This is a genomic window from Streptomyces sp. NPDC047079, from assembly GCF_040643755.1.
Taxonomy (GTDB): Bacteria; Actinomycetota; Actinomycetes; order Streptomycetales; family Streptomycetaceae; genus Streptomyces.
Genome location: NZ_JBEYUZ010000025.1, coordinates 56,832 through 79,709, shown reverse-complemented (window position 1 = coordinate 79,709; position 22,878 = coordinate 56,832). Strand labels below are relative to the sequence as shown.

18 protein-coding genes and 1 tRNA gene are annotated in these 22,878 nt (G+C 69.5%); 14 read left to right on the top strand and 5 right to left on the bottom strand.

Annotated elements, in window-relative coordinates; translation table 11 throughout:
• Nucleotides 1-175 precede the first annotated feature (175 nt).
• Entirely contained in the window at nt 176-484 is a 309-nt protein-coding gene (locus ABZ823_RS25890) for a small hydrophobic protein (protein WP_361664977.1), read from the top strand.
• Nucleotides 485-512: 28 nt separating this feature from the next.
• Here the strand turns inward: ABZ823_RS25890 and ABZ823_RS25885 are convergent, their stop codons facing one another.
• On the bottom strand, nt 513-1,283 hold the full coding sequence (locus tag ABZ823_RS25885; RefSeq protein WP_361664974.1) for a potassium channel family protein: 771 nt from the start codon (nt 1,281-1,283) through the stop codon (nt 513-515).
• A 187-nt stretch (nt 1,284-1,470) separates the two neighbouring features.
• The gene (gene aceE / locus ABZ823_RS25880) at nt 1,471-4,218 is read right to left on the bottom strand and encodes a pyruvate dehydrogenase (acetyl-transferring), homodimeric type (RefSeq protein WP_361664971.1); all 2,748 of its coding nucleotides are present in this window, start codon (nt 4,216-4,218) and stop codon (nt 1,471-1,473) included.
• A 425-nt stretch (nt 4,219-4,643) separates the two neighbouring features.
• Here aceE and ABZ823_RS25875 point away from each other — a divergent pair, with 425 nt between their 5' ends.
• From ABZ823_RS25875 to ABZ823_RS25850, 6 genes are all read left to right on the top strand, one after another.
• Nucleotides 4,644-5,081 (top strand): DUF3052 domain-containing protein, encoded by a 438-nt coding sequence (locus ABZ823_RS25875; protein ID WP_234512879.1) that lies wholly within the window; start codon nt 4,644-4,646, stop codon nt 5,079-5,081.
• A 180-nt stretch (nt 5,082-5,261) separates the two neighbouring features.
• A complete protein-coding gene (locus tag ABZ823_RS25870) occupies nt 5,262-5,720 on the top strand; it encodes a peroxiredoxin (RefSeq protein ID WP_361664968.1) in 459 nt (152 codons plus the stop codon).
• 113 nt (nt 5,721-5,833) lie between these two features.
• Nucleotides 5,834-6,409, top strand: a complete 576-nt coding sequence (locus ABZ823_RS25865) for a TerD family protein (protein ID WP_361664966.1) — start codon at nt 5,834-5,836, stop codon at nt 6,407-6,409.
• Between the two features lie 493 nt (nt 6,410-6,902).
• Nucleotides 6,903-7,478 carry a TerD family protein gene (locus tag ABZ823_RS25860; protein ID WP_361664963.1) on the top strand — a complete coding sequence of 192 codons (576 nt, stop codon included), beginning with the start codon at nt 6,903-6,905 and terminating at the stop codon, nt 7,476-7,478.
• A 49-nt stretch (nt 7,479-7,527) separates the two neighbouring features.
• Nucleotides 7,528-8,676, top strand: a complete 1,149-nt coding sequence (locus ABZ823_RS25855; RefSeq protein ID WP_361664960.1) for a DUF475 domain-containing protein — start codon at nt 7,528-7,530, stop codon at nt 8,674-8,676.
• A 185-nt stretch (nt 8,677-8,861) separates the two neighbouring features.
• Complete coding sequence (locus tag ABZ823_RS25850; RefSeq protein ID WP_361664957.1) at nt 8,862-9,593, top strand: Tellurium resistance; 732 nt, start codon at nt 8,862-8,864, stop codon at nt 9,591-9,593.
• Between the two features lie 27 nt (nt 9,594-9,620).
• On the opposite strand, the gene ABZ823_RS25845 is transcribed toward ABZ823_RS25850, so the two are convergent.
• A complete protein-coding gene (locus ABZ823_RS25845) occupies nt 9,621-10,496 on the bottom strand; it encodes a TerD family protein (RefSeq protein WP_361664954.1) in 876 nt (291 codons plus the stop codon).
• Between the two features lie 210 nt (nt 10,497-10,706).
• Between ABZ823_RS25845 and ABZ823_RS25840 the strand changes: the two genes are divergently transcribed.
• From ABZ823_RS25840 to ABZ823_RS25830, 3 genes are read left to right on the top strand one after another with little or no spacing between them, the layout of a single operon-like run.
• The gene (locus tag ABZ823_RS25840; protein ID WP_361664951.1) at nt 10,707-11,873 is read left to right on the top strand and encodes an HpcH/HpaI aldolase/citrate lyase family protein; all 1,167 of its coding nucleotides are present in this window, start codon (nt 10,707-10,709) and stop codon (nt 11,871-11,873) included.
• A 50-nt stretch (nt 11,874-11,923) separates the two neighbouring features.
• Nucleotides 11,924-14,371 (top strand): phosphoribosyltransferase, encoded by a 2,448-nt coding sequence (locus tag ABZ823_RS25835; RefSeq protein WP_361664947.1) that lies wholly within the window; start codon nt 11,924-11,926, stop codon nt 14,369-14,371.
• Nucleotides 14,368-15,180 (top strand): HAD family hydrolase, encoded by an 813-nt coding sequence (locus ABZ823_RS25830; RefSeq protein ID WP_361664944.1) that lies wholly within the window; start codon nt 14,368-14,370, stop codon nt 15,178-15,180. The genes ABZ823_RS25835 and ABZ823_RS25830 overlap by 4 nt, the downstream gene beginning before the upstream one ends.
• 217 nt (nt 15,181-15,397) lie before the next feature.
• On the opposite strand, the gene ABZ823_RS25825 is transcribed toward ABZ823_RS25830, so the two are convergent.
• Nucleotides 15,398-15,619, bottom strand: coding sequence for a zinc ribbon domain-containing protein (locus ABZ823_RS25825; RefSeq protein WP_361664941.1), 222 nt, complete (start codon nt 15,617-15,619; stop codon nt 15,398-15,400).
• Nucleotides 15,620-16,086: 467 nt separating this feature from the next.
• Here ABZ823_RS25825 and ABZ823_RS25820 point away from each other — a divergent pair, with 467 nt between their 5' ends.
• From ABZ823_RS25820 to ABZ823_RS25810, 3 genes are all read left to right on the top strand, one after another.
• Complete coding sequence (locus ABZ823_RS25820) at nt 16,087-18,324, top strand: transglycosylase domain-containing protein (protein ID WP_361664980.1); 2,238 nt, start codon at nt 16,087-16,089, stop codon at nt 18,322-18,324.
• Nucleotides 18,325-18,381: 57 nt separating this feature from the next.
• Nucleotides 18,382-19,677 (top strand): hypothetical protein, encoded by a 1,296-nt coding sequence (locus tag ABZ823_RS25815; protein ID WP_361664938.1) that lies wholly within the window; start codon nt 18,382-18,384, stop codon nt 19,675-19,677.
• 257 nt (nt 19,678-19,934) lie between these two features.
• A complete protein-coding gene (locus tag ABZ823_RS25810) occupies nt 19,935-21,056 on the top strand; it encodes an amidase domain-containing protein (RefSeq protein ID WP_361664936.1) in 1,122 nt (373 codons plus the stop codon).
• 122 nt (nt 21,057-21,178) lie between these two features.
• Here ABZ823_RS25810 and ABZ823_RS25805 read toward each other — a convergent pair whose 3' ends face one another.
• Nucleotides 21,179-22,564: a hypothetical protein gene (locus ABZ823_RS25805; RefSeq protein WP_361664933.1), complete on the bottom strand. Its 1,386-nt coding sequence runs from the start codon at nt 22,562-22,564 to the stop codon at nt 21,179-21,181.
• A gap of 158 nt (nt 22,565-22,722) precedes the next feature.
• Here ABZ823_RS25805 and ABZ823_RS25800 point away from each other — a divergent pair.
• Nucleotides 22,723-22,797 (top strand) — tRNA-Val (locus tag ABZ823_RS25800).
• Nucleotides 22,798-22,878 lie beyond the last annotated feature (81 nt).

Genomic DNA, 22,878 nt, shown 5'->3' with positions numbered 1-22,878 from the left:
GCACGCGCCGCAGGTCACAGTGGATCACGTCCTCCGAACGACAGGGCAGTACGACGGGAGGACGGCCGGACTGCGGCGCGCTGCCGGAGGGGGGCAGCGCGCAAGCAGGTCTGAACGGGGGAACGGGGGGTACCCGGTCATCGAACCCGAAGCGACCACCAGGTTCCGGGAGTTGATGATGGCGAACTTTGGACACGGTACGCGCAGGTACCCCCGCTCACGGGGCCGGACGTGGTCCCGGACCGGGCCGGATCGCGCGACACTCGGGATCGTCGGAGTCATCTGTGCGGTCGCGGGATTCTTCGTCCTCGGCATCATCCTGGGACCGGTCGCAATCGTCTGCGGCTGGCTGGCCATGGGCCGCAGCTGGGCGGGCAGCCGCCCGGTACCGGCCCTGGTCGCCCTCGTCCTGGGCGCGATCGACACGCTCCTGGCGATCATCTGGCTGGCCGGCCTGGCAACCCCCGGGAACGGGCTGCTCTGACCCGCGGGGAGCGAGCACGGGCCCTCGGCTACGGCCTGGGGCCCGCCTCCTCATGAGCATGCGGGTGCGGCACGGACGCTCCCGACAACGCGGCGACCTCGGCCCGCAGGGCCCGTACCTCCTCCGTCAGCACCTCGATCGCCGCCGTCTGCCGCCGCTCCTCCACGTCGTCCTTCTCGAACCGCGCGATGAACCACGCGGCGATATTGGCGGTCACCACACCGAGCAGGGCTATCCCGGACAGCATCAGCCCCACCGCGAGCATCCGTCCGAGCCCCGTGGTCGGTGCGTGGTCCCCGTAGCCGACGGTCGTCATCGTCGTGAACGACCACCACACCGCGTCGCCCAGCGTCCTGATGTTGCCGTGCGGCGAATCCCGCTCCACCGACAGCACGGCCAGCGACCCGAACATCAGCAGCCCGATCACCGCCCCGGCGACATACGTCGTCAGCCGGATCTGCGAGGCCATCCGCGCCCGCCGGCCCACGAGTATGAGCGTGGCCACCATCCGCAGCAGCCGCAGCGGCTGGAGGATCGGCAGGACCACCGCGCACAGATCGAGCCAGTGGGTACGGACGAACTCCCGGCGCCGGTCGCTGAGCGCGAGCCGCACCAGGTAGTCCGCGGCGAACGCCGCCCACACCACCCACTCCACCACCACGCACCCGGTCGTCAGAGCGGGGCTCGCGTCACTGTCCACGATCGGCACGGCATAGGCGACGGCGAAGGCCACCGCGAGCGCCAGCAAAGGCCGCTGGGTGTGGCTCTCCCAACGTGCCTGCGCCGATTGCTGCTCCATGCCCGCATCGTAAGGAATGAACGAGGGCGGCGCGGCGCTCGTCCCCGCCGCCCCTGATCTGCTCCTCAGGCCGCGCACGGCCTCCTGTCTCACGCCCCCGCGCTGGAGCTCCGAACAAAATGCGAGCCGGGCGCCCTTTTTGTTCGGAGCTCTTACGCCTTTGTTCGGATCTCTTACGCCCGGGGGGCTACGCGTCGCCGCCCGCCACGCCGGGATCGGCCGCCGTCACGTCGAGCAACCGGTACCGGTCGATGGCCTGCTTCAGCACCGAGCGGTCCAGCCTGCCCGCCCCGGCCAGCTCGGTGAGCACCGCCACCACGATCGACTCGGCGTCGATGTGGAAGTAGCGGCGGGCCGCTCCGCGCGTGTCCGCGAAGCCGAAGCCGTCCGCGCCCAGGGACTGGTACCTTCCCGGCACCCAGCGCGCGATCTGGTCCGGAACCGACCGCATCCAGTCCGACACGGCCACGAACGGACCCTCGGCGCCGCTCAGCTTCCGCGTCACATACGGCACCCGCTGCTCCTCCTCCGGGTGCAGCAGGTTGTGCTCCTCGCAGGCCACGGCCTCGCGCCGCAGCTCGTTCCAGGAGGTCGCCGACCAGACGTCCGCCCGGACGTTCCACTCCTCGGCCAGGATCCTCTGCGCCTCAAGCGCCCACGGCACCGCCACGCCCGAGGCCATGATCTGGGCCGGGACGGCGCCTGAGGTGCCCTCGCCGACCCGGTGGATGCCCTTGAGGATGCCTTCGACATCCACGTTCGCGGGCTCGGCCGGCTGCTGGATCGGCTCGTTGTACACGGTGAGGTAGTAGAAGACGTCCTCGCCGTGCGGGTGCTCCTCGGAGCCGCCGTACATCCGGCGCAGACCGTCCTGCACGATGTGTGCGATCTCGTACGCGTACGCCGGGTCGTAGGCCACGCACGCCGGGTTGGTCGAGGCGAGCAGCTGCGAGTGTCCGTCCGCGTGCTGGAGTCCCTCACCGGTCAGGGTGGTGCGGCCGGCGGTCGCGCCCAGGGCGAAACCGCGCGACAGCTGGTCGGCCATCTGCCAGAACTGGTCACCGGTCCGCTGGAAACCGAACATCGAGTAGAAGACGTACACCGGGATCAGCGGCTCGCCGTGCGTCGCGTACGCCGAACCGGCGGCGATCAGCGAGGCCATACAGCCCGCCTCCGAGATGCCGTCGTGCAGCATCTGCCCGGTCGGCGACTCCTTGTAGGCGAGCAGCAGATCGCGGTCGACCGCCTGGTACTGCTGGCCGAGCGGGTTGTAGATCTTCGCGCTGGGGAAGAACGAGTCCATGCCGAACGTGCGGTACTCGTCCGGCGCGATCAGCACGAACCGCCTGCCGATCTCCTTGTCCCTGATGAGGTCTTTGAGGAGTCGGACGAAGGCCATCGTCGTCGCGATCGACTGCTGGCCCGAGCCCTTCTTCACACCCGCGTACGCCGTGTCGTCCGGCAGCACGAGCGGCTTGGACCGTACGACGCGTGTCGGCACATACCCGCCGAGGGACCTGCGCCGGTCGTGCATGTACTGGAGCTCCTCCGAGTCCCGCCCCGGGTGGTAGTACGGCGGCAGGCCGGACTCCAGGTCCTTGTCGGAGATCGGCAGGTGCAGACGGTCACGGAAGTGCTTGAGGTCGTTGACCGTCAGCTTCTTCATCTGGTGGGTCGCGTTGCGGCCCTCGAAGTTCGGCCCGAGCGTCCAGCCCTTGATCGTCTTGGCCAGGATCACCGTCGGCTGGCCCTTGTGCTCCTTGGCCGCCTTGAACGCCGCGTAGATCTTGCGGTGGTCGTGACCACCGCGGCCCAGATGCAGGATCTGGGCGTCGGTCATGTTCTCGACCATCGCGCGCAGCCGGTGGTCGTCGCCGAAGAAGTGCTCACGGATGTAGGCACCGGACTCGGTGGCGTACGTCTGGAACTGGCCGTCCGGCGTGGTGTTCATCTTGTTGACCAGGATGCCGTCCCGGTCCTGCGCCAGCAGCGGGTCCCAGGTGCGGTCCCAGATCAGCTTGATCACGTTCCAGCCGGCGCCCCGGAAGACGGACTCCAGCTCCTGGATGATCTTGCCGTTGCCCCGCACCGGGCCGTCCAGCCGCTGGAGGTTGCAGTTGACCACGAAGGTCAGGTTGTCCAGGCCCTCGCGGGCGGCGATGGTCAGCTGGCCGAGTGACTCCGGTTCGTCCATCTCGCCGTCGCCGAGGAAGGCCCACACATGCGACCGGGAGGTGTCCGCGATGCCGCGCGCCTCCATGTAGCGGTTCATCCGGGCCTGGTAGATCGCGCCGATCGGGCCGAGACCCATGGAGACCGTCGGGAACTCCCAGAAGCCCGGCATCGAGCGCGGGTGGGGATAGCTGGACAGGCCGTACGGCGCCTTGGACTTCTCCTGGCGGAACCCGTCCAGGTGTGCCTCGGTGAGCCGGTCCAGCAGATACGCGCGGGCGTAGATGCCCGGCGAGGCATGGCCCTGGAAGAAGACCTGGTCCCCGCCGTCCCCCTCGTCCTTGCCGCGGAAGAAGTGATTGAAGCCCACGTCGTAAAGGGAGGCGGAGGAGGCGAAGGTGGCGATGTGGCCGCCGACCCCGATCCCCGGCCGCTGGGCCCGGGAGACCATCACGGCGGCGTTCCACCGCGTGGCGTTGAGGATCTTGCGCTCGATCTCCTCGTTGCCGGGGAAGAACGGCTCGCTCTTGGTGGGGATGGTGTTGACGTAGTCCGTGCTGCGCATCTCGGGCACGGCCACGCGCTTCTCGCGGGCCCGCTCGATCAGACGGAGCATCAGGTAGCGGGCCCGTTCACGGCCGCGCTCGTCCACGGCGGCGTCGAGGGAGTCGAGCCACTCCTGGGTTTCCTCGGGATCGAAGTCAGGAACCTGACTCGGAAGGCCGCCAATGATGATCGGATTGCGATCGGATCCGGAAGCCACGCTGTTCCTTACCTGTCAGAGGGCCACTTCTGCACGTGCCTGCGCCGCTCCCCATCGTGTACCTGGGGCGAGCGAAACGTCATCTCTACCGTGGGGTAACCACTACGGCGGACGGGTCTTCGCGGGCGGGCCCGACCAAAACGCAACGATACGCCCGGGTCGTGATCTGTTCCGCAAAGCCATTCGAGTCTCGTACCCGCAGAGGGTTCCAGAATGCGCAAACCGGGCAGAACGGTGTGGTGTAGATCACCGTGCGGCGCGATACGGTGCCTGGAGTTGCGGCGACACGGCCAGGATCGTCACCGTTTCGGCGGTCTGAACGGCCGGGTACTTGCGCGATCCGCCCCGCCCGTGTGGACTACGGCCAATGCTTCGCGTACGCGCGTGGCTGAGATACTCATCAAGACATGATCAGGAGGCAACCCGTGAGCGCGACCGCGGACCACGCGGAGGAGCGGACTAACCCTGCCGCGAGGCTGGGGTTCCAGCCCGAGCAGGTGGTCCAGGAGATCGGCTACGACGACGACGTCGACCAGGAGCTCCGCGAGGCCATTGAGGAAGTCATCGGCAGCGAGCTCGTGGACGAGGAGTACGACGACGTCGCCGATGCCGTGGTGCTGTGGTTCCGCGACGAGGACGGCGACCTGACGGATGTGCTGGTGGACGCCATCACGTACATCGAGGAAGGCGGCTCGATCCTGCTCCTCACGCCGAAGACCGGCCGTACGGGGTACGTGGAGCCGAGCGACATCTCTGAAGCCGCGACGACGGCGGGTCTGTCGGCGTCCAAGAGCGTCAGCGTGGGCAAGGACTGGAGCGGGTCACGTCTGGTGACGCCGAAAGCGGCCAAGTCCAAGCGGTGACGCTCCGCCGACGGTAGGTGTCTGGGGCCCTCGCCCCAGACCCCCGTACCGGCCTGAACGGCCTCGTCCCGAAGCCAAGCCCCGGACGGGCTGACATGGGTCAGCCCGTCCGTCGGCGTGCGGTGATCGCTGCGTAGGGTGGTTCCCACCCGAACAGCCCCACCGAAGGGATGCAGGACCATGGCGATCCAGGTCGGCGACAAGGCCCCCGACTTCGAGCTCAAGGACAACCACGGCGCGACCGTAAGGCTCTCGGACCTCCGCGGTCACAAGAACGTGGTGCTGCTCTTCTACCCGTTCGCCTTCACCGGTGTGTGCACCGGTGAGCTGTGCGCGCTGCGCGACAACCTGCCGAAGTTCGTCAACGACGACACCCAACTGCTCGCGGTCTCCAACGACTCCATCCACACCCTGCGTGTCTTCGGTGAGCAGGAGGGTTTGGAGTACCCCCTGCTGTCCGACTTCTGGCCGCATGGCAACACTTCCCGTGCGTACGGCGTCTTCGACGAGGAGAAGGGTTGCGCGGTGCGCGGCACCTTCATCATCGACAAGGAGGGCGTGGTGCGGTGGGCCGTCGTTAACGGCCTGCCGGACGCCCGTGACCTGAACGAGTATGTGAAGGCGCTCGACACCCTGTGATTCTTGGGTTCCAAGGCCTGCAAGGCATGGGAACCCGTCACTAGGATCGACTCGTTGATCCGATACCAACGCACGACGGGGCTCCCCGCCCCTGGACACCAATGGGAGGACTCGTGGGAGTCAGCCTCAGCAAGGGCGGCAACGTATCGCTGACCAAGGAGGCCCCGGGCCTGACCGCGGTCCTCGTCGGTCTGGGGTGGGACGTCCGCACCACGACCGGCACCGACTTCGACCTGGACGCCAGCGCCCTGCTGCTGAACTCGTCCGGCAAGGTCGTCAGCGACCAGCACTTCGTATTCTTCAACAACCTCAAGAGCCCTGACGGCTCGGTGGAGCACACCGGGGACAACCTCACCGGTGAGGGCGAGGGCGACGACGAGATGATCAAGGTCAACCTCGCCGGGGTCCCGGCCGACGTCGAGAAGATCGTCTTCCCGGTCTCGATCTACGACGCCGAGAACCGTCAGCAGTCCTTCGGCCAGGTGCGCAACGCTTTCATCCGCGTCCTCAACCAGGCCAACCAGCAGGAGATCGCACGGTACGACCTGAGCGAGGACGCCTCCACCGAGACCGCCATGGTCTTCGGTGAGCTGTACCGCAACGGCGCGGAGTGGAAGTTCCGCGCCATCGGCCAGGGCTACGCCTCGGGACTGCGCGGCATCGCGCAGGACTTCGGCGTGAACGTCTGACCCGGGCTCACCCCGAACCCGGACCCACCCCACGCCCGGCACCGCCCCGCCGGGGCCGACGGCGCCGGCGCGTGGGGTGGGCCCGGATGCATGGACGCACGGGGAGGGGCGTCTCCGTTCAACCGGGGCGGCCGTCTCTGTCGGGGGCAGCCTCCGGTTTGTCGGGAGGGGGCGTCTCCGACGGCGGGCGTCCCGGCTCCTCGGGAGGAGGGGTCCCGGCCCGCTGGGCGGTGGTGTTCCGGTCTCTCGGGTGGAGCCGTCGGTCCAGTGGGCGGAGCGGTCTCCCCCCAACGGGCGGTTTCCGTCGCCGTGTGTCGCAAGGGAGCCGCGTTGGCTCAGCGGGGGGTTTCCACCTCCGATCCTCGGGGGAGCCACCCCCCGACCACCGAGGGTCCGCCCTCGGACCGCAGGATGACCACTGGGGGGACCGGCCCCCGACCGCCGGGGGTCTCCGCCCCCGGGACAGCGCAAGATCTCGGGGAGGACCAGCATCATGGGCGTCACACTCGCCAAGGGAGGCAATGTCTCCCTCTCCAAGGCCGCGCCGAATCTCACACATGTGATGATCGGACTCGGCTGGGACGCACGCTCCACCACCGGAGCCCCCTTCGACCTCGACGCCAGCGCGCTGCTGTGCAGTGGCGGCCGGGTCCTCGGCGACGAGTGGTTCATCTTCTACAACCAGCTCAAGAGCCCCGACGGCTCGGTGGAGCACACCGGAGACAACCTCACCGGTGAGGGCGACGGCGACGACGAGAGCATCCTGGTCGACCTCTCCAAGGTGCCGGCTCAGTGCGACAAGATCGTCTTCCCGGTCTCCATCCACCTGGCCGACGAGCGCGGCCAGACCTTCGGCCAGGTCAGCAACGCCTTCATACGCGTCGTCAACCAGGCCGACGGCCAGGAACTCGCCCGCTACGACCTCAGCGAGGACGCCTCCACCGAGACGGCGATGATCTTCGGCGAGGTCTACCGCTACGGCGGCGAATGGAAGTTCCGGGCCGTGGGGCAGGGGTACGCGTCCGGTCTTCGCGGCATCGCTCTAGACTTCGGAGTCAACGTTTCGTAAAGCCGGGTACGGCGACGGGGGAGCCCCCTACATACGGATTGGGTAGCCAGTGCTTCTGAAAACCTTCGGCTGGTCGTTCGCGGTCACCGCGGTCGGCCTTGCCGCAGCGGTCCTCTACGGGGGGTGGACCGCCTTCGGCATCGTGGCGATCCTGTCCATCCTCGAGATCTCGCTGTCCTTCGACAATGCCGTGGTCAACGCCGGAATCCTGAAGAAGATGAGTGCCTTCTGGCAGAGGATCTTCCTCACGGTGGGCGTGCTGATCGCGGTCTTCGGTATGCGGCTGGTCTTCCCCGTCGTGATCGTCGCCGTCACCGCGAAGAAGAGCCCGATTGACGCGGTCAATCTGGCGCTGACCGACAAGGACCAGTACCAGCAGCTCGTGACCGACGCCCACCCGGCGATCGCCGCGTTCGGCGGGATGTTCCTGCTGATGATCTTCCTGGACTTCATCTTCGAGGACCGGGACATCCAGTGGCTGCGCTGGATAGAGCGCCCGCTCGCCAAGCTCGGCAAGATCGACATGCTGTCGGTCTGCATCGCGCTGATCGTCCTGCTGATCACCTCCTTCACCTTCGCCACCCACGCCCACCAGCACGGCGGCGCGCACACCGACAAGGCGCAGACGGTCCTGATCGCCGGTATCGCCGGCCTGATCACGTACCTGGTCGTGGGCGGCCTGTCCGGCTTCTTCGAGGACCGGCTGGAGGAAGAGGAGGAGCGGGAGCACGAGCGAGAGGAAGAGGCCCGGCGCACCGGCAAGGACCGCTCGGCGGTCGTTCTCGCCGGCAAGGCCGCGTTCTTCATGTTCCTCTACCTGGAGGTCCTGGACGCGTCCTTCTCCTTCGACGGCGTGATCGGCGCCTTCGCCATCACCAACGACATCATCCTGATGGCGCTCGGCCTCGGTATCGGCGCGATGTACGTCCGGTCGCTGACCGTCTACCTCGTCCGCCAGGGCACCCTGGACGACTACGTCTACCTGGAGCACGGCGCGCACTACGCGATCGGCGCGCTGGCCGTGATCCTGATGGTCACCATCCGGTACCAGATCAACGAGGTGATCACGGGTCTCGTCGGCGTCGTCCTGATCGCCTGGTCCTTCTGGTCCTCGGTGCGCCGCAACCGGGCGCTCGCCGCGGCGGAGGGAAAAGACACGACCTCGGACGAGCGGACTGAGGTGTCGTCCGGGGTCTAGGACGCTCTTGTCCAGGCTCGGTTCGCCGCCGGGGCGCACAAGCCGGCGTCGGCTCAGTCGCCGATTGTGGCCGTGCCGTGGTGTGGACCGTGTTTCGATGAGGAACGCTCTGGTCGGGGCGGCTGTGAGGACGCGTCCTCGGCGGCCGCCCCGCGGCTGTCGGACCATAGGCGCAGGGGGCGGGCATGGGTTTCTGGGACGGCGTGTGGCGCGGGCGGGCGACGGATTTCGACTCCGGCAGCGCGGCGACCAACGCGATCGAGCTGACCAAGCGGCACCACCGGGTCTCGCTCACCAAGCAGGGGGCGGCAAGCGGAAACCTGCGCATCAACCTGTCGTGGCGGATGCGGACCTCCGACATCGGGGGCCCCGAGCGGGGCAGTCTGCTGCGCCACCCCCTGCGGCTGTTCACTCCGGAGGTGGTGCAGGCCCACACCCAGAGCATGGTCAACGTCGACCTCGACCTGGGCTGCATGTACGAGCTGAACGACGGCACGAAGGGCGTGGTGCAGCCGCTGGGCGGTTTCTTCGGGGAGCTGAACGACCCGCCCTACATCAAGCTCAGCGGCGACGACCGGTTCGGCTCCGGCACCGGTGAGACGATCTTCGTCAACCTGGACCACCGGGACGACTTCAAGCGGCTGCTGGTCTTCGTCTACATCTACGACCAGACGCCCGCCTTCGACCGTACGCACGCCGTCGTCACGCTCTACCCCAGCAACGGCCCGCGCATCGAGATCGGCCTCGACGAACGCCACCCGCAGGCCCGCTCCTGCGCCGTCGTCCTGATCGAGAACGCCAAAGGTGAACTCGTCGTGCGCCGCGAGGTCAAGTTCGTATACGGCTTCCAGGCGGAGCTGGACCGGCTGTACGGGTGGGGCCTCCAGTGGGGCCGGGGCTACAAGACCAAGGCGTGACCGGCCGCCGCCCGGTCCACCGCCCCGCTAGTGCCCGATGAACTGCGGCCCCTGCGGCGGAAGTTCGAACTCCGGGTCCGGTCCGGGCGCCGCCGTGGGCGGATAGCCGTACGCCGGCGCGGACACCACGGCGGTCTCCGGCTGCGGATACCCGTACGCCGGGCGGGCGGCCGGCTGGGGATAGCCGTAGGCCGGCGGCTGCGCCGGCGGATACCCGTACGTGGGCTGCCGCGGCACCGGCTGCTCCGGCGGCAACGGCGGCGACACCTCGGGCGGCGCGGGGACGGACGCGGTGGCCGGGGCGGGAACCGAGGCCGTGGCCGCCGTCGGTACCTGCCCCGTCGCGGCCGGCGGGGTCTCCGACTCGTCCACCGAGATGCCGAAGTCGTTCGCCAGGCCCTTGAGCCCGTTCGAGTAGCCCTCGCCGAGCGCCCGGAACTTCCAGCCCTCGCCTCGCCGGTACAGCTCCCCGCAGATAAGCGCCGTCTCCGCGCCCGTCTCGGGCTTGATGTCGAAGTACGCGAGCGGCTCCCCGTCGGCGACGGCCGCGTCGTACAGCAGAACGCACAGCGACCGTACCCGGTCGAAGGGGACGTCGTCCGCCGAGGCGACCAGCAGGATCTGGCCCACGCCGGGCTCGACGCCGGACAGATCCGTCTGGATCGCGTCGGTCAGCCCGTCCGCCTCCCGCTTCTTTCCGAGAAGCCGGACCGCCCCGGACGGATGCCGGGGCTGGTTGTAGAAGACGAAGTCCTCGTCGGACCGCACACGTCCGTCGGGACCGAGGAGCAGCGCCGAGGCGTCGACGTCCGGCGCGGCCTGTCCCGGCGCCCAGCGCAGTACCGCCCGTACCGCGGTGACCTTGAGCGGTAGGTTCGACCCCTTCAGCATCGCGTGCGTCATGGCGTCATCCTGCCCTCTCCGTCCTGGCCACGACAACGCGGGGGTGGCGCCCCCGGCGCGGTGCCGGTGCACTGCCCTCATAGCACCGACCTGTGGCCGACACAGCCGAGTTACCTGAATTTCATGCCCGATGGGAACCCACGTCACGGGGTTCTACGTACTATTACCGGCCACCTCTTTTCGGGCCGTTCAGTATCACGCGGGAGTCTCATGCGTCATTTCGGGCATTTCGCCCCAAAAGAGCGGCAGCGTCTCTTCCATCGGGAGCCGGCCGTCTTCACCGCCGATTCGCCCGCCCGCGTGCTCGCGGCCGCCCTCGGCGCCACCCTGTACAGCCCGGCGACCCGGCCGCACCTGGCCGACGACGTCGTCAAGCAGGCGGGCCGCGGGGTGGTCTCCATGGTGCTGTGCCTGGAGGACTCCATCGGCGACGCGGACGTCGCGGACGCGGAGGAGAACCTGGTCCGGCAGCTCACCGACCTCGCCTCCGGCCCGGACGCGGAGCTGCCGCTGCTGTTCATACGCGTCCGTGTCCCCGAGCAGATCCAGGACCTGGTGGCCCGGCTCGGCCCGGCCGTGCGGCTGCTGTCCGGTTTCGTGCTCCCGAAGTTCACCGAGGAGCGGGGTGTTCCGTTTCTGGAGGCCCTGACCGCGGCGGAGACGGCAAGCGGGCGGCGGCTGTTCGCCATGCCGGTCCTGGAGTCTCCCGACCTGCTCTACCTGGAGACGCGCCGGGAGACCCTGACCGGCATCTTCCGCACCGTCGACAAGTGGCGCGACCGGGTCCTCGCGCTGCGCCTCGGCGTCACCGACTTCTGCTCCTCCTACGGTCTGCGCAGAGCGCCCGACATGACGGCGTACGACGTGCAGATCGTGGCCTCCGTGATCGCCGACGTCGTCAACGTCCTCGGGCGCGCAGACGGCACCGGGTTCACGGTGACCGGGCCGGTGTGGGAGTACTTCCGGGTCCAGGAGCGGATGTTCAAACCGCAGTTGCGCCGCAGCCCGTTCCTGGAGGGCGAGGTCGAGGAACTGCGCGAGGCGCTGATCGAGCACGACATGGACGGGCTGCTGCGCGAGATCGCCCTCGACCGCGCCAACGGCCTGCTCGGCAAGACCTGCATCCACCCCTCGCACGTCATGCCCGTGCACGCGCTGTCCGTGGTGAGCCACGAGGAGTACAGCGATGCGCAGGACATCCTGCGGCCCGAGCGCCTCGGCGGGGGCGTCCTTCGCTCCGCGTACACGAACAAGATGAACGAGGTGAAGCCGCACCGCGCCTGGGCCGAGCGCACCCTCCAGCGCGCCGAGGTCTTCGGCGTCGCCAACGAGGACATCGGCTTCGTGGAGCTGCTGGCCGCCGGGGTGCCGCACTGAGCGCCGAAACCGCCGCCCTGCCGTCGTACGACAAAGAACCGAGGAAGAACGTGGTCTGGTCCGGGACCTGGGTCGCCGAGCGGCTCGGGGTCGAACTCGTCGGCGACGAACAGCTGACCGAGCTGCTGGGGCTCGCGCTCCGGCGCAACCCCAAGCGGGCACACCTGCTCGTCTCCAACGTGCTGGGCAAACACGTCCCGCAATCCCCGTCCGTGGTCTACGCACACGGCTTCACGCTCGGCCGCCGGGTGCGGGAACTGCTGGCCGCCGACGGCGGGGGAGAAGCCGAGAGCCCGGGCGAGGGCGGCGCGGTCGTGCTCGGGTACGCCGAGACGGCCACCGGTCTCGGCCACTGTGTGGCGGACGGCCTCGGCCACGCGCCCTATCTGCACTCCACCCGCCGCCCCGTCGAGGGGGTCGCGCGCGCCGGAGGCTTCGAGGAGTCCCACTCCCACGCCACCTCACACCTGCTGCTCCCTCAGGACCCGGCGCTGCTGGCGGGCGACGGCCCGCTGGTCCTGGTCGACGACGAGTTCTCCACCGGCAACACCGTCATGAACACGATCCGCGACCTCCACGAGCGCTACCCGCGGAAGCGATACGTCGTCGTCGCCCTCGTCGACATGCGCTCGGCCGCCGATCTGGGGCGGCTGGAGGACTTCGCCCGGCAGATCGGCGCCCGGGTGGATCTGGTCACCGCCGCCGCCGGCACCGTAAGGCTGCCCCAGGACGTCCTGGAGAAGGGCACGGAGCTGGTGGCGCGGCACGAGTCGCCCGTTCCCGACCGGGAGGCCCACGGGACGGTCGTCCGGGTCGCGCTCGGCTGGCCCGGCGGCCTGCCCGACGGCGGACGGCACGGGTTCACCCCCGGGCACCGGGTGCGTCTGGAGAGCGCGTTGCCCGCCATGGCCGCGCGGCTCGCCGAGGCGCTGCCCCCGCAGGCCCGCCGTGTGCTGGTGCTCGGCTCCGAGGAGCTGATGTACACACCGCTCAGGCTCGCCCACGAGCTGGAGCGGCACCTGCCCGCCGAGGTCCGCTATTCCACGACCACCCGCTCGCCCGTCCTCGCGGTCGACGACCCCGGCTACGCGATACGCAGCCGGATCGTCTTCCCCGCCCACGACGACCCGGCCGACGGCCCCGGCGAGCGCTACGCCTACAACGTCGCGGACGCCGGCTTCGACGCCGTCGTCGCGGTCGTGGACTCGGTGGCCGACACCCCCGCGCTGCACGCCCCCGGCGGCCTCCTCGACCGGCTCGCCGCCCACACCCCGCACGTCCTGCTCGCGGTCGTCCCGAGTTACGTCCCCACGACCCCGTACGAGCCCGAAAGGCCCGCCATGCTGCCCGAGCCCCTCCGCGGCCCCGCCTTCTCCTCGTACGCGCCCGACGAGGTCGGCTGGCTGCTCCAGGACCTCTCGGACGTCACTCTGGAGGCGCCCACCGAGGAGCGTGAGGAGGCGATCCAGAGCGGCGGCGCGCACTACGCCGAGTCGCTCCCGGTGGAGTACCAGCCGAGCGAGCATTACCAGGCGCTGTTCCACACGGCCCTGGAGGCTTCGGCCGCGCGGCTCGCGCAGGCCGTCGGCGTGGTCACCGAGACCGTCCTCTCGCAGCGGTCCTCGCAGCCGGTCCTCGTCTCGCTCGCCCGGGCCGGCACCCCCGTCGGCGTACTGATGCGCCGGTGGGCCCGGCACCGGCACGGCCTCGACCTGCCGCACTACGCCGTGTCGATCGTCCGCGGCCGGGGCATCGACGCCAACGCGCTGCGCTACCTGGCCGGCCACCACGACCCCGCCGACGTCGTCTTCGTCGACGGCTGGACCGGCAAGGGCGCCATCACCCGCGAACTATCCGAAGCCATACGTCAGTTCCAGGCATCCGACGGCATCACCGGATTCGACCCGGAGATCGCGGTGCTCGCCGACCCGGGCTCGTGCGTGCGGACCTACGGCACCCGGGAGGACTTCCTCATTCCCTCCGCCTGCCTCAACTCCACCGTGTCCGGCCTGATTTCACGCACCGTCCTGCGCGCCGACCTCGTAGGACAGCACGACTACCACGGCGCCAAGTTCTACCGCGAACTCGCCGCGGCGGACGTCTCGGTCGCCTTCCTCGACGCCGTCTCCGCCCGCTTCCGTGAGGTCGAGGGCGCCGTCGACACTCAGGCCAAGGAACTGCTCTCCAGCGACCGCACCCCGACCTGGGAGGGCTGGGCGGCGGTGGAACGCATCAGCGAGGAGTACGGCATCCACGACGTGAACCTGGTCAAACCGGGTGTCGGCGAGACCACACGGGTGCTGCTGCGCCGGGTGCCCTGGAAGATCCTGGCCCGATCCGGGGCCGGCGCCGACCTCGACCACGTACGCCTGCTGGCCGAGCAGCGCGGCGTGCCCGTGGAGGAGGTCGACGGACTCCCGTACACCTGCGTGGGGCTGATCCACCCCCAGTACACGCGGGGCGCCACCGGCGCGGACGGACGGGCGGTGGCGGTATGAACCCCGTACTCGTCGCCAGCGATCTCGACCGTACGCTGATCTACTCGTCCTCGGCGCTCGCGCTCACCATGCCGGACGCGCGGGCGCCCCGGCTGCTGTGCGTCGAGGTCCACGAGAGCAAACCGCTGTCGTACATGACCGAGACCGCGGCGGAACTGCTCACCGAACTCGGTGACCGGGCGGTGTTCGTGCCGACCACGACCCGCACCCGCAAGCAGTACCAGCGCATCAACCTGCCCGGCCCCACTCCGCCGTACGCCATCTGCGCCAACGGCGGGCATCTGCTGGTGGACGGCATCTCCGACGGCGACTGGCACACGGCCGTGCTCGCGCGTCTCGCGGACGAGTGCGCGCCGCTGGCCGAGGTGCGGGACCATCTGGCGGCCACCGCGGACCCGGCCTGGGTGCGCAAACACCGGGTCGCCGAGGACCTGTTCGCCTATCTCGTCGTGGAGCGCGAGCTGCTGCCCGAGGAATGGGTGAAGGAACTGGCGGTCTGGGCGGAGAACCGCGGCTGGACGGTGTCGTTGCAGGGCCGCAAGATCTACGCCGTGCCGAAGCCGCTCACCAAGAGCGCGGCCGTGCGCGAGGTCGCCCGCCGCACCGGCGCCTCGCTGACGCTGGCCGCCGGGGACTCCCTGCTGGACGCGGACCTGCTGCTCGCGGCGGACCTTGGCTGGCGTCCCGGCCACGGCGAACTCGCCGACGCCGACTGGACGGCACCCGGGATCAGCGCCCTGCCGGAGCGGGGAGTGGCGGCCGGGGAGCGGATCCTGCGGGAGTTCCTGAAGGCGGTACACCAGGCGTAGGCCGCGGTCCGGGTGGGGCCGCGGTCCGTGCGTGGGGTGCCGTGCGGGCCGTCGTGCGTAAGCCGTCGTCCGTGCGGGGCGCCGTGCGTGGGCCGAGGTGCGGGCGACGGGCCGCCGCCCGTGCGGGGCGTCTGCGGGTAAGCGGGGCGCCTCCGGGCAAGTCGTCCCGAAGCCTCTCGGCCGGAGGGGCGCCGTCTTTCGGCCAAAGCCTTTCGGCTCAGCCGCAGCAGCCTCCGCCGCAGCAGCCCCCGCCCGAGGCGCCTGCTCGCGGGGCCGGCGAGGGGGCGGCGGCCGTGCCGCCCACCGCCACCGTGGACAGCAGCTTCACCGTGTCGCCGTGGCCGGAGGGGCAGGTCGCGGGGGTCGAGGACTCCGCCATGGGACGGCTGAGTTCGAATGTGTCGCCGCAGGTGCGGCAGCGATACTCATAGCGAGGCATGTCCACAGACTAACCGGCGTTTCCCGGCGGTCCCAGGACGCCGAAGGGGTCCGTGCGCGCCGAAGGTGCGGCTACTCGTGCACGAGGACCACGGAATCTCCTTAAGATCTCCTCAATATTCGCGGCACGACCGTTTCAGTGCCGCTCCTGACCCGATGGATCACATAGACCGCTGATAATTTGTATGAGCCGCGATGAGCCGCAAGGTCGTGAGGGGGGCTCGCAGCCACATGCGTGGCCGCTGTTTCTACCCGCGCGCGCAATACCGAGTGCGGAGGGAGACGCAGTCGTGACCGAGGCATGGCAGCGAATACAGGGCCGGTGTCCCCGGACCCGTGCGTACACCGGAGCCCGCCGTGGCTAGCGAGGGCGGCGGCCGTCCGGACCGCCCCCGGGCGACGCCGAAGCGACACGGAAAGCACCCCGACGAGGCCCAGGGCGAGGTCTCTTTCGATCCGGACACCACCATGCAGTTGAAGGCCGGACTGCCCCTGCCTCCGGACACCACCATGCAGTTGAAGGCCGTGACGCCACCGGAGCCGGGCGCGACCCGGCCGCAACGGCCGGACGCCACCGAGCCGCAACGGCCGGACGCCACCATGCAACTGCGTGTCGTACGGCCGGAGATGTCCGGGCGACGCGCCGGCCGGAAGAAGAACGCGCCGCCATCGGCCCTGACTCGTATCACCGCGACCCTCGCTCCGTATGCCCGAAAGCTCGCTCCCTACGCCGAGAAGCTCGCTCCTTACGCCGAGAAGCTCGCTCCCTATGCCCGCAAGTTCAAGCCGATGTATCCGCGGCCGGGCCGCGCCGGCTGGCGGCGCTGGGTGCCCTCCTGGCGGCAGTGGCTCGGAGCCGTGCTGGCCTCGATGGGGCTGAGCGGCGCGTTCCTGGTCATCGCGTACGCCGCGACGGACATACCGGACAACCTGAACACATACGCCACCCAGCAGGACAACGTCTACTTCTGGTCCGACGGCACCCCTATGGCCCGCACCGGCTGGGTGCAGCGGCAGGCGATGCCGCTGAAGGACATACCCGTGCAGGTGCGCTGGGCGGTGCTCGCGGCGGAGAACGAGAGCTTCTACACGGACCCGGGCATTTCCGCCAAAGGCCTCTCCCGCGCCCTGTGGCGCACGGTCGGCAAGGGCGACACCCAGGGCGGCTCCACGATCACCCAGCAGTACGTCAAAAACGTCTATCTGACGCAGAATCAGACGGTCAGCCGCAAGCTCACCGAGGCGATGATCGCCCTCAAGCTCGACAGCAAGATGAGCAAGGACAAAATCCTCGAGGGGTATCTCAACACCAGCTGGTTCGGCCGCGGCACCTACGGCATCCAGCGCGCCTCCCAGGCCTACTACGGCAAGGACGTCAGCCGGCTCAACGCGAGCGAGGCCGCGTTCCTCGCCTCCCTGCTCAAGGGCGCCGGCCTCTACGACCCGACGCTGAACCATGCGAACCACCAGCGGGCCGTGGAGCGCTGGAGCTGGATCCTCGACCGCATGGTCAAGATCGGCAAGCTCTCACCGGCCGAGCGGGCCAAGTACAAGACGTTCCCCGAGCCGCTCAAGCAGAACCCGCTCTACGACACCGGCAAGCAGAGCGACTACCTGGTGGAACTGGCCTCGCAGTACGCGAAGAAGTCCGCGCACATCTCGGACAAGCAGTTCGACCTGGGCGGCTACCAGATCTACACCACCTTCGACCGCAAGCGGGAGGACGCGCTCACCGACGCCGTGACCAAGGCCCGCAAGCAGGCCAGGCAGAACCATCCCGACCTGGTGAAGACCGCTCACTACGGCGCCGCCTCGGTGGCCGCCGACGGTCGTATCCTCGCCGTCTACGGTGGCCCCGACCACCGTACGCAGGGCTTCAACGAGTCCAACACGACGACCGTACCGGCCGGTTCGGCGTTCCTCCCGTTCGTCTACGCCGCCGGCCTGGAACACGGCGTCCACAAGACCCGCGGCGGCCCCGCGACCCCGGTCACCCCGGAGTCGGTGTACGACGGCGACGACGGCATCCCCGTCACCACGCCCGAGGGGCCGTACTGGGACCGCAGTGGCAGGAAGGTCTCCGCCCACAACGACGGCAACAAGTCCTACGGTCGGATCACCCTGAGCCAGGCCCTCGCCCGGTCCGCGAACACACCGTTCATGCAGCTCGGCATGGACACCGGACTGTCCCAGGTGCGCCGGACCGCCGAGGCGGCCGGACTGCTCCCCTCCAGCATCGGCCCGCAGGTGCCCGCGCTGTCCCTCGGCAACTCCACGCCGAGCGCCATCCGGATGGCGAGCGGGTACGCCACCTTCGCCGCGGACGGTACGCACACCGAGCCGTACTCGGTGCGCCGTATCACCCGCAACGGTGCCGCGGTCGCCCTGAGGACACCGAAGGCCCAGCGGGCGGTCGGCTCCACGGTGGCCCGCCAGGTCACCGAGGCGCTCGGCGAGTCCTTCCGCATCGCCCACCCGGACGCGGGCGCCGCCTCCGACCGGATCGCAGGGAAGGCCGGCACGACGCCCGACGACACCGCCTCCTGGTACGTCGGAACGGCCACGTCCGTGTCGACCGCGGTCGTCGTCTACCGCATGGATCTGTCCAAGAGCCTCGAACCACTGCCGCTCAAGGGACTCGACGGCACCACCGCGAACGCCGTCCCCTACGACATCTGGTCCCACGCCCTGAGACCGCTCGGCTGACGCCGACGGCCGAGATCCCGCACGCGCCCACCCCCCTCCTCGCAGAACGAGCCGCCCATGACAACGCGAAACGGTCATCGCCGCCGAGCACGCCCTTCCCGCCTGGCCCATCTCAACGGCCGCGTGACCCTGGCGGTCCTCCTCGCAGTCGCCTCCGTGACGATCACCTTCCTGGCGGTGTCCCGGCCGGACAGCACCGCCGCGACCGCCTCCGCCGGGTCCGGCACCGGCAAGGGCGCGGGCAAGAACGCCGGCGCCAAGGCCGCCGAGGAACCCGAGTGGGACGGCAAGACGAAGATCATCGGGGATGGTTCCACCTCGTACACCGGCCCGCAGAAGAGCGAGCTGAAGCCGCAGCCGCTCAAACCCGGTGAGAAACCGCCCCAGTTCGTCGTGTTCTCCTGGGACGGCGCCCTCCAGGGCGACGACCAGCTCTTCTCCCACTACCGCGAGCTGGCCCGGCAGTACGACGCCCATATGACGTTCTTCCTCACGGGCATCTACCTGCTGCCCAAGAGCAAGAAGGACCTCTACCACCCGCCGCAGCACCCGGTCGGCGCCGCCGCGATCGACTACGCCACCGACGAGCACATCCGCACCACGCTGGAGCAGCTCCGCAAGGCGTACGAGGACGGCAACGAGATCGGCACCCACTTCAACGGCCACTTCTGCGGCGCCAAGGGCGGCGGCGACTGGAGCGTCCAGGAGTGGAAGAGCGAGATCGACCAGTTCTACTCCTTTGTGGAGAACTGGAAGACCAACACCGGCTTCAAGGACATCCCGGCGCTGCCCTTCGACTTCAAGAAGGAGGTCACCGGCGGCCGCGCTCCCTGTCTGGAGGGCCAGAAGAACCTGCTGAAGGCCCTCAAGAGCTATGGCTGGCGCTACGACGCCAGCTCCCCGGGCGACTTCCAGATATGGCCGGCCAAGAAGGACGGCGTCTGGGACTTCCCGCTCCAGATGCTCCCGTACGAGGGCGGCAAGTACCAGGGTCTGTCGATGGACTTCAACTTCCTCTACAACCAATCGGCCGGCGAGACCCACGGCGACGCAGCGAAGTATCCCCAGTGGGAGCAGATGACCGTGGAGTCCTACATGGCCGGCTTCAACCGTGTCTACTACGGCAGCCGGGCACCCCTGTTCATCGGCAACCACTTCGAGGACTGGAACGGGGGCATCTACATGAAGGCCATCGACCAGGTCGTGAAGAACGTGTGCACGAAGAAGGGCGTCAAGTGCGTGTCCTTCAGGGAGCTGGCCGACTGGCTCGACGTGCAGAAGCCCGCGACCCTGCAACGGCTGCGCGGCCTGGACCCGGCACAGTCGCCTGACTGGTCGACGGTGGTCAAGTGACCACGATGTGAAGTGACCACGATGTGAAGTGACCACGACGTGAAGTGACCACGGTGCCAAGTGACCACGGCGGCCACGTGACCCCTGTAACCCCTTGGTTCCACTTGTGCATCCCCTCTTCACAACCGACGCGCCCGCCGTGCGAAGATGCCGTCTCCCGGTAGGTGTACCGGCGTAGAGGGGAAACACCTTTGAAATCAAGAAGATTGAGCCGTAAGCGGCGTCGCGCCACCATAGTCTCGGCGGCGGCTGCCTCGGTGGTCGCAGGCGTGGCCCTGGTGCCCAACTGGAGCGCGGGCGCGGCCGTCACCGACGACCCGACGGTGGACCCGGCGACCAAGGCCACCTTCCAGCGGCTGGCCGACGCGGTCTTCACCGACCGCACGAACGCCCTGGTGGACGGCAAGAGCGGGGAGGGGGACGAGCAGCACCGTCTGACGTCCGGGTTCTCCGGCAAGGTGCGTCTGTCGGGCACGCAGTCGCACCAGGAGAGCTCCGCGCTGTCGGAGCTGCGTGGTCGCAAGTCCCGCCTCGCGAAGCTGGGCGAGAAGTACAGCGCGGCCAGCACCAGCGTGAAGCTGGACGCTACGCAGGTGAAGGGCCGGCACGCCACGGTCGACGTCACCGAGACCACGACCCTGACGTACGAGAAGGCCGAGGGAACCGAGCCGAAGACCACCGGTTTCCAGGCCCACCACGAGCTGACGTTCAAGGCCGACCGGCACGGCGACTGGCAGCTGACCGGTATCCGTGACACCGACGACGGCTACCTCGCGGTGAACCAGGTGGCCAAGCCGGCCGTCGCCGCACCGGCCACCGCCGCCGACGCCGGCCCGCCCGAGGCGACCCGCTCGTCCACCTCGCGGCCCGCGCAGGCCAAGGCGAAGAACTTCTCCGCCACCGGCTACGACTACAAGGCCATGGCGGCGTACGCGCAGAAGTACTGGAACAACTACAACCCGGCCTACCCCGACTTCAACGGGCATGGCGCGGGCGGCGACTGCACCAACTTCGTCAGCCAGTCCCTGAAGGCGGGCGGCTGGAAGCATGTCCCCGGCTACACGTCGGACTTCCACAAGTGGTTCGGCAACTCCGACATCCAGTCGGACTCGTTCGTCGGCGTCAACGAATTCTCGTGGTTCGCCCTGTCCTCCAAGCGGGTCACCAGCCTCGCCAACGTCTACCAGATGGACGTCGGTGACGTGTTGCAGATGGACTTCAACAAGGACGGGTCCAAGGACCACTCCATGATCGTCACCTACCGCAGCCCGCAGGGCGTGCCCTACGTGACGTACCACTCCACCAACACCTTCAACAGGTCGGTGGCGAGCATCATCGCGTCGTACCCGAACGCGGCGTACTACGCCTACCGGACCTGACCGGTGCCTCCCGGGGCGGAGGGCGGACCCGAGCGGCGGCCCGTGAGACGGGATCGGGACTCGGTGGCCGGCCTTCCGCCCTTCCCGGGGACCGGCGCGGTGACGGGCCGGGCCGGCCGGGCTCAGTGACCGGCTCCCCGCTCCTCCCGGATCTGCGCGACCACCCGGGCCACCGTCTGCCGCACCGCCTCGGTCTCCGTCAGGAAGTGCCAGTAGTCCGGGTGGCGGCCCTCCAGCGAGCCGAGCGCGCGCTCCAGCCGGGCCACGGAGTCGTCCAGGGGGCGGGCGTGCCGCGGATCGGGGGTCGTCCGGCCCGCCATGGCCAGCCGCTGCGCGTCCCGGATCGCGAACCGGGTGCGCTCGATCTCCGCTTGCGGATCCTTCTGGACGGCGTTCAGCTTCCTGAGGCGGTCCCCGGCGGCGGACACGGCCTCGTCCGTGGTGTTCAGCAGCGCCCGCACCGTCGACAGCAGTGACGTCGCTTCCGGCCAGCGCTGAGCGTCCCGTGCCGCCTGCGCCTCCTTCAGCTTCAGCTCCGCCTGCCGCACCGCCTCGGCGGCCTGCTCCGGCACCTGCTGGAGGTCCTGCCAGCAGGCGGCCGTGAACCGCCGCCGCAGCTCGCTCAGCACGGGCTCGACCTGCCCGGCGCGCGTGGTGAGCGCCTGCGCCCGGGTGCGCAGGGAAACCAGCCGGTGGTCGATCTCCGCGGCCCTCTCCGGCAGCCGCGCGGCCTCCACCCGTACGGCCTCTGCCTCCCGCGTGACCCGCTCGGCGCGCTCCAGGGTCCCCGGCACGCCATGCCGTCCCGCGCCCTGGTTGAGCTTGGTCAGCTCCGGGGCGAGGGCGGCCAGACGGGCGGCGAGGTCGTCGGCCCTGAGCCCGGAGGCCCGGGCGCCGTCCAGGGCATTGCTGGCGGCGAGCAGCGCCTGGCGGGCACGCTCCACGGCCGGCGCGAGCCGGGCCAGCTGGGTCTCCGCCTTGCCGAGCAGCGGCCCGAGGCTCTCGCCGAAACGATCCAGCTCCTGTTTGACGCGGCCGAGTTCGTCCTTGGCCGCGACGAGCTCGGCCCGGGCGCGGGAGGCCGCGGAGGCTTCGAGATCGACCCGGTCGAGGTCGTGCGCGTCGACGGCCTCGATGTACCGGTGACTGGCCTCGTCGATGCGCCGCCCGAGCGCCTCGAAGTCGGTGATGACCCGGCGGGCGGCGGGGGAGTCGTCGACGGCGGTGATGGTCTCGACCGAGATCCTCAGATCCCGCTGCGCGGTGTCGAGCTCGTAGAACGCGGCCGCCGCGGCGTCCTTGGCGGCCTGCGCCTCGGCCCGCACCCCCTCGGCCCGCCCCCCGAACCACCGTCGCGTCCCGCCCCCGGCGAACGCCGCGGGAAGCAGCAGCGCGGCGACGAGCGGAAGGGTGAGAAGGGCGAAGGTGTCGCGGACGGGGGTGCCCCCGTATGACGCGGACGGCGTGGACGGCTGTGGTGGTGTGGCCTGCGATGGTGTGGCCGTCACGTCCCTCTCCCGTGCTGTCATTCGCCCTGCCGGTGTCATTCTCCCACCGGTTGAAGACGAACACACGAGGCGGTCGGTTCGCAGAACGGTCCCGTGTACGGACGCTCAGCGCGATTGCGGGGCATCCCCCAGGGCAAGGTAGGCTGTCGCCTGGTCCAGGGCGCGTAGCTCAGCGGTAGAGCGCCGCCCTTACAAGGCGGATGTCGGCGGTTCGAAACCGTCCGCGCCCACCAGTCCCAGGACATGCCAAAGGCCCAGGTCAGCGGGGAGAACCCGGAAACCTGGGCCTTGATCTTTCCCGGCCGTTCGCAGCC

Bases quoted from the DNA above. Each gene is read 5' to 3' on its own strand.
- ABZ823_RS25815 (WP_361664938.1), top strand. From the start codon at position 18,382: ATGACAACGCGAAACGGTCATCGCCGCCGAGCACGCCCTTCCCGCCTG.
- ABZ823_RS25860 (WP_361664963.1), top strand. From the start codon at position 6,903: ATGGGCGTCACACTCGCCAAGGGAGGCAATGTCTCCCTCTCCAAGGCC.
- ABZ823_RS25840 (WP_361664951.1), top strand. From the start codon at position 10,707: ATGCGTCATTTCGGGCATTTCGCCCCAAAAGAGCGGCAGCGTCTCTTC.
- ABZ823_RS25820 (WP_361664980.1), top strand. From the start codon at position 16,087: ATGCAGTTGAAGGCCGGACTGCCCCTGCCTCCGGACACCACCATGCAG.
- ABZ823_RS25850 (WP_361664957.1), top strand. From the start codon at position 8,862: ATGGGTTTCTGGGACGGCGTGTGGCGCGGGCGGGCGACGGATTTCGAC.
- ABZ823_RS25825 (WP_361664941.1), bottom strand. From the start codon at position 15,619: ATGCCTCGCTATGAGTATCGCTGCCGCACCTGCGGCGACACATTCGAA.
- ABZ823_RS25830 (WP_361664944.1), top strand. From the start codon at position 14,368: ATGAACCCCGTACTCGTCGCCAGCGATCTCGACCGTACGCTGATCTAC.
- ABZ823_RS25885 (WP_361664974.1), bottom strand. From the start codon at position 1,283: ATGGAGCAGCAATCGGCGCAGGCACGTTGGGAGAGCCACACCCAGCGG.
- ABZ823_RS25890 (WP_361664977.1), top strand. From the start codon at position 176: ATGATGGCGAACTTTGGACACGGTACGCGCAGGTACCCCCGCTCACGG.
- ABZ823_RS25870 (WP_361664968.1), top strand. From the start codon at position 5,262: ATGGCGATCCAGGTCGGCGACAAGGCCCCCGACTTCGAGCTCAAGGAC.
- ABZ823_RS25845 (WP_361664954.1), bottom strand. From the start codon at position 10,496: ATGACGCACGCGATGCTGAAGGGGTCGAACCTACCGCTCAAGGTCACC.